The sequence below is a fragment of the Treponema sp. Marseille-Q4523 genome (assembly GCF_016901105.1).
Taxonomy (GTDB): Bacteria; Spirochaetota; Spirochaetia; order Treponematales; family Treponemataceae; genus Treponema_D.
On record NZ_JAFEVM010000066.1, the window covers coordinates 1 to 4,373 of the forward strand.

6 protein-coding genes are annotated in these 4,373 nt (G+C 41.0%); 3 read left to right on the top strand and 3 right to left on the bottom strand.

The window, feature by feature from the left end:
* The first annotated feature begins 386 nt into the window (after positions 1-386).
* The 3 genes from JSQ97_RS12445 to JSQ97_RS12455 are packed head-to-tail and all read left to right on the top strand — an operon-like array spanning position 387 to position 1,873.
* On the top strand, positions 387-884 hold the full coding sequence (locus JSQ97_RS12445) for a TlpA family protein disulfide reductase (protein WP_205076338.1): 498 nt from the start codon (positions 387-389) through the stop codon (positions 882-884).
* Entirely contained in the window at positions 874-1,056 is a 183-nt protein-coding gene (locus JSQ97_RS12450) for a CD1871A family CXXC motif-containing protein (RefSeq protein WP_205076342.1), read from the top strand. The genes JSQ97_RS12445 and JSQ97_RS12450 overlap by 11 nt, the downstream gene beginning before the upstream one ends.
* Positions 1,049-1,873 (top strand): 4Fe-4S binding protein, encoded by an 825-nt coding sequence (locus JSQ97_RS12455; protein ID WP_205076339.1) that lies wholly within the window; start codon positions 1,049-1,051, stop codon positions 1,871-1,873. Before JSQ97_RS12450 ends, JSQ97_RS12455 begins: the two co-directional genes overlap by 8 nt.
* 35 nt (positions 1,874-1,908) lie before the next feature.
* On the opposite strand, the gene JSQ97_RS12460 is transcribed toward JSQ97_RS12455, so the two are convergent.
* From JSQ97_RS12460 to JSQ97_RS12470, 3 genes are all read right to left on the bottom strand, one after another.
* Complete coding sequence (locus JSQ97_RS12460; RefSeq protein ID WP_205076340.1) at positions 1,909-2,724, bottom strand: SH3 domain-containing protein; 816 nt, start codon at positions 2,722-2,724, stop codon at positions 1,909-1,911.
* Between the two features lie 51 nt (positions 2,725-2,775).
* Positions 2,776-3,165, bottom strand: a complete 390-nt coding sequence (locus tag JSQ97_RS13005) for an NADase-type glycan-binding domain-containing protein (protein WP_486389582.1) — start codon at positions 3,163-3,165, stop codon at positions 2,776-2,778.
* A gap of 725 nt (positions 3,166-3,890) precedes the next feature.
* On the bottom strand, positions 3,891-4,373 hold a 483-nt coding region (locus JSQ97_RS12470), incomplete at its 5' end, for an NADase-type glycan-binding domain-containing protein (protein ID WP_486389581.1).

The window sequence follows — 4,373 nt, forward strand, 5'->3', positions numbered from 1 at the left end:
ATTTCTTGCAGGGTTGAGAGATTAAGAATTCTTGCAGATGCGGTTCAAAATGAAAATTCTTATATTTTTAATAAAAATATTGGCCGGTTTTTGTATATTATTGGGACTTTGTAGAGGCTATATGAAGGAAAAACCTTTGTATCATAAGTTTAGAATTTTGCAGCATATCTTAACGTTTGTAACAATATGTGCGCTGTTAATGTTTTATGTATTTTGGGTAGGTAAAAAATAATTTGTTAATATTCAAGGGTTTTATTGAAATAGTATAATTTTTGAAATCTCTTTCAGAATTATTTTTCGAATTAAAAACGGAAATAATATAAATTCCCGGTCTAAACGGCGTTTTAAACTTGATTTTCCGTTCCACATTTGTTATCTTTTCATACATGAAATATTTAAAATCTTTTTTAATCGCATCGGCGATTGCAATCGCCGCAGTATCTCCGATCTTTGCACAAAGCGTCAAAGAAGGCAAAGCGGCTCCCGATTTTTCGATTACGCTTTCGACGGGACAACAGGTAAAGCTCTCCGACTACAAAGGAAAAGCGGTGCTTCTCCATTTTTGGGCGACGTGGTGCGGACCCTGCCGCGTCGAATTGCCTGAAATGAACGCATTCGCTTCAAAACTCGACTCGTCTTCGCGCATCGCATTCCTTGCAGTGTGCATTTCCGATACGGAAAAATCGCAGAGTGCTTTTATGAAAAAAAATAATTATACTTTCCCCGGCGGTCTCGACAAAGACGGCTCCATCGCAGGTTCGTATTTTATCCAGGGCATTCCGACGAGCATATTGATTTCGCCGGACGGAAAAATCGAAAAAATCCGCGTCGGTGCGATGTCCCCCGCGGAATTGCAGCGTTTTGTCGGAAAATATGCAAATTGAAAAAAAACTTCCCATAAAAGACGGCCGCTCCGAAAAAAAACATACGCTGCTGCGCATCGCATTGCTCGCGGCGGCGGCGGTGTTTATTATCGTTGGCGTTTTCCGCGGAGACAACGATTCGATTTTCCGCAAAGCCGTTTTTATCTGCATGGAGTGTATCGGCATTGGATAAAAAACAGACGAGACGCAGAAAGGCGATTCAATTCATCTCCATGCTCATATACAACGCGGATGTCAAACGCTGGTTTTCAGGCGGCATTTCGCATTCGCCGTTGAAAACCGTATGCGTACCCGGCTTAAACTGCTATTCGTGTCCCGGCGCGATCGCAGCCTGTCCGCTCGGTTCCCTGCAAAATACGCTTGCAAACGGACAGCTGCCGTTTTTTATTACCGGCTTTTTTTTGCTCATCGGAACGCTTTTCGGCCGCGTCGTGTGCGGCTTTATCTGTCCCGCAGGATTGGTGCAGGAACTGTTGTATAAAATCCCGTCAAAAAAAATAAAAAGGACAAAACGAACGTTCGCGCTTACGAGAAAGCTCTCGCTTTTCAAATACGCGCTTTTGCTCGTTTTGTGCATTGCGCTGCCGCTCGCGTTTTATTTTAAAGACGGACTCGGCGCGCCTTTTTTTTGCAAACTCGTGTGCCCTGCGGGAACGGTCGGAGCCGGCGCACCGCTCGTTTTGCTGAACGAACAGCTTCGAAGCGCGGCCGGCATGCTTTTTACGTGGAAAGCCGCAGTCGCCGCCGTATTTATCACGTGGTCGGTTTTTATGTTCCGCCCCTTTTGCAGATTTTTTTGTCCGCTCGGTGCGATCTATTCTTTTTTTAATAAATTCGCAATTTTCGGGATCCGCGTAGACGAATCGAAATGCGTACATTGCAACGCATGCGTCGCTTCGTGCAAAATGGATACGTGCAAAGTAAACGACCGCGAGTGCATCCGCTGCGGGGAATGCCGCACACGGTGCAAACACGGCGCATTGAAATAGGCGGCGCTAATCGCGCCGCGTGATGACGGCGGTAATCATCTTTCACTTTCTGATACCATCATTCCCTGCTCATTTATAGGAACACTATCTTTTAAACTACTGTCGATAAAAGCTCCATATACCCAACCAATCACTCCCTTATGCGTTTCAACTTCATACCAATAGTCATTCCATCGTTGTATCGTCTGCATTCTGATCGACTTTGATAATAAATGAACCTTTTCATCTTTAGAGCTGACAGCAAGAACGGATTCCAATAATGACGGTTGAGAACGAATCCTAACACCGTTTTCCGTAATTCGAGATTCAAATTTATTAACATTGAATATATTTTTGTAAAAAGTCGTACCCTTTGCTATTACGGAATAACCCAATTTTGCTTCATCGGTTAGTATCATTGTATTATGATCAATAATTTTAAATGATATAACAGCTACATAATCGGCATATTCAAATATATGTTTATTATTCGCATATAACGATGTACCTTTAGCATCGTCGAGATTCAGAACCTGTCGGTATCGTAAAGTATATCCGTCATTACCGTGTTTCACATCAATGATTTTGCCTGCAAATTTATCAAAAGCAGGCCCGCCTTCGGAATCGCCGTAATACAGATACCATGTGTCCGCATCCTTTTCAAAGATAATATACGGTGAACGTGTTAAGGTTACAGTTCCGAATATTAATTTCCGCTCAGTTCTGGAACCTGTCAGACTCCCAACCCATGCACAATGTGACAGCTCGGTAATAGTAAAAGGATCGGTCTTTTTATCGATGAGGATATTATCTCCTGCATTTATTGTACGACAGGCTATAAATACTGAAAACAACAAAATAAAACGTTTCATATTATCTCCTGCAACCATAAAAGCAATATCGATTACACCCCGACATAAGCGCTAATCGCGCCGCGTAATGACGGCGGTAATGCACGTGTCATTCCACTTTTCGCCGTTATACACGTCTTTAATCGTAAAGCGCACTTTAGACACTTTCGCCGGAAAATCCATCTCCGCAAAATGCACAAAATCTTCAAACCGATATTCAAATTCGAACGGCTTGCTCTCATCGAGCGAAGTGACGACGACGGTTTTGACGCGGTTATTCGCTTTGTAAAGGTAGCGCTTTTCCAAATCGACGTAACCGTTCAAAACGACGATATTATCTTTCGGTTCGGCAAATTCGATCGTAAGCGATTCTCCGATACCGGCTGGATCGTTTTCCTTTCCCGGTACCCACGGATTGCGGAGAAGGAAATTACTTAAAAACGCTTCTTCATGAAAAATCATGTTCAAGTAATCGGGTTTATAAGAAACAATTCCGAATTTTGTCGGCTCATTATACCATGATGATGCCACAATTTTCTTTATCGAAAACTTAGGTATCGCATTCCAAGATTCCAAAGCATCCCTTTTATATCGAGCAACCTCTTTTACAAATGATTCGAAATTATCCGGCTTTATATATTGCATAAATGCAAAGGGCGCTTCTTTTATCGATAAACCCGGCTCATAAGCATTCGATATATTCGGAGATACATAGTCAAAAGAAAAAAACATATTCGATCCGTAAATCGCCAGATACTTCCGTGCATTATATTCAAAGATACAATAACCGTACATATCTTTATCGATATTATCCAAATCGATTTTTTTAATATAATAATTGGCAGGCCATGTTTTAATAATAACGGTGTTACCCTCTTCAGAGACTGCACCGATCTCCGTATATCCTAAACAACGTTTACCTAAATCGAATTCCTTATCCAGATTATTATATATGTCGATTTGCCTCTGTGTACCGTCTGCATTAACAAAACAAAGAGAAGCTAAATTAAATACTAACAATAAAAATATCTTTTTCATATTACTTCACTCTGTTATATTTTTTATATTTTTGTCCCACTATAGTACCGGTTATTTGATAACCTCCCGCCAATCCTCATCTCTGTAATTTTTCCAAAAGGCGCCTTTGATTTTCACGCATAGTTACAAAACAGCCGTCGGAATAATTCTCATTTGTCCAATCTAGTTTCAGGAAACATAATAGCAGAGATTGCTGTATCCTGCCATTTATCGCCTTCGTATACGCTTTGTATAGTAATGCGGACTTGGTGAACAGGTTGGGTAAATACGATTGTCTTAAAATATACAAAGTCTTCAAAACGTACTGTTTGACTTATCTTTTTTCCACCGTCTGTTGTTCCTTCAACCAATGCCGTTTGCATGCGGCTGTTCATCTTATATAAATGTGGGCGGGTTCCATCTACAAAGCCGTTTAATACATACATCGTGCTTTGAGGTGTGTCAAGCTCAAGTTCTATCCATTCTCCGATTCCGCCTCTCGCAGCATTTTCTACCCAGGGGAAACAATACGGATTAATCTGATGAAGAAATTCATTCCATATAATATACTTTTCGATATTGTATCCGTTATATTGAAATACATGGTTATTATTTGTTTCAGATAAGAAAGAACTAACCGTAACCTTCTTGAC

Excerpts from the sequence above, each read along its gene's own strand:
- JSQ97_RS12445 (WP_205076338.1), top strand. The coding sequence starts at position 387 with ATGAAATATTTAAAATCTTTTTTAATCGCATCGGCGATTGCAATCGCC.
- JSQ97_RS12450 (WP_205076342.1), top strand. The coding sequence starts at position 874 with ATGCAAATTGAAAAAAAACTTCCCATAAAAGACGGCCGCTCCGAAAAA.
- JSQ97_RS12460 (WP_205076340.1), bottom strand. The coding sequence starts at position 2,724 with ATGAAACGTTTTATTTTGTTGTTTTCAGTATTTATAGCCTGTCGTACA.
- JSQ97_RS13005 (WP_486389582.1), bottom strand. The coding sequence starts at position 3,165 with ATGATTTTTCATGAAGAAGCGTTTTTAAGTAATTTCCTTCTCCGCAAT.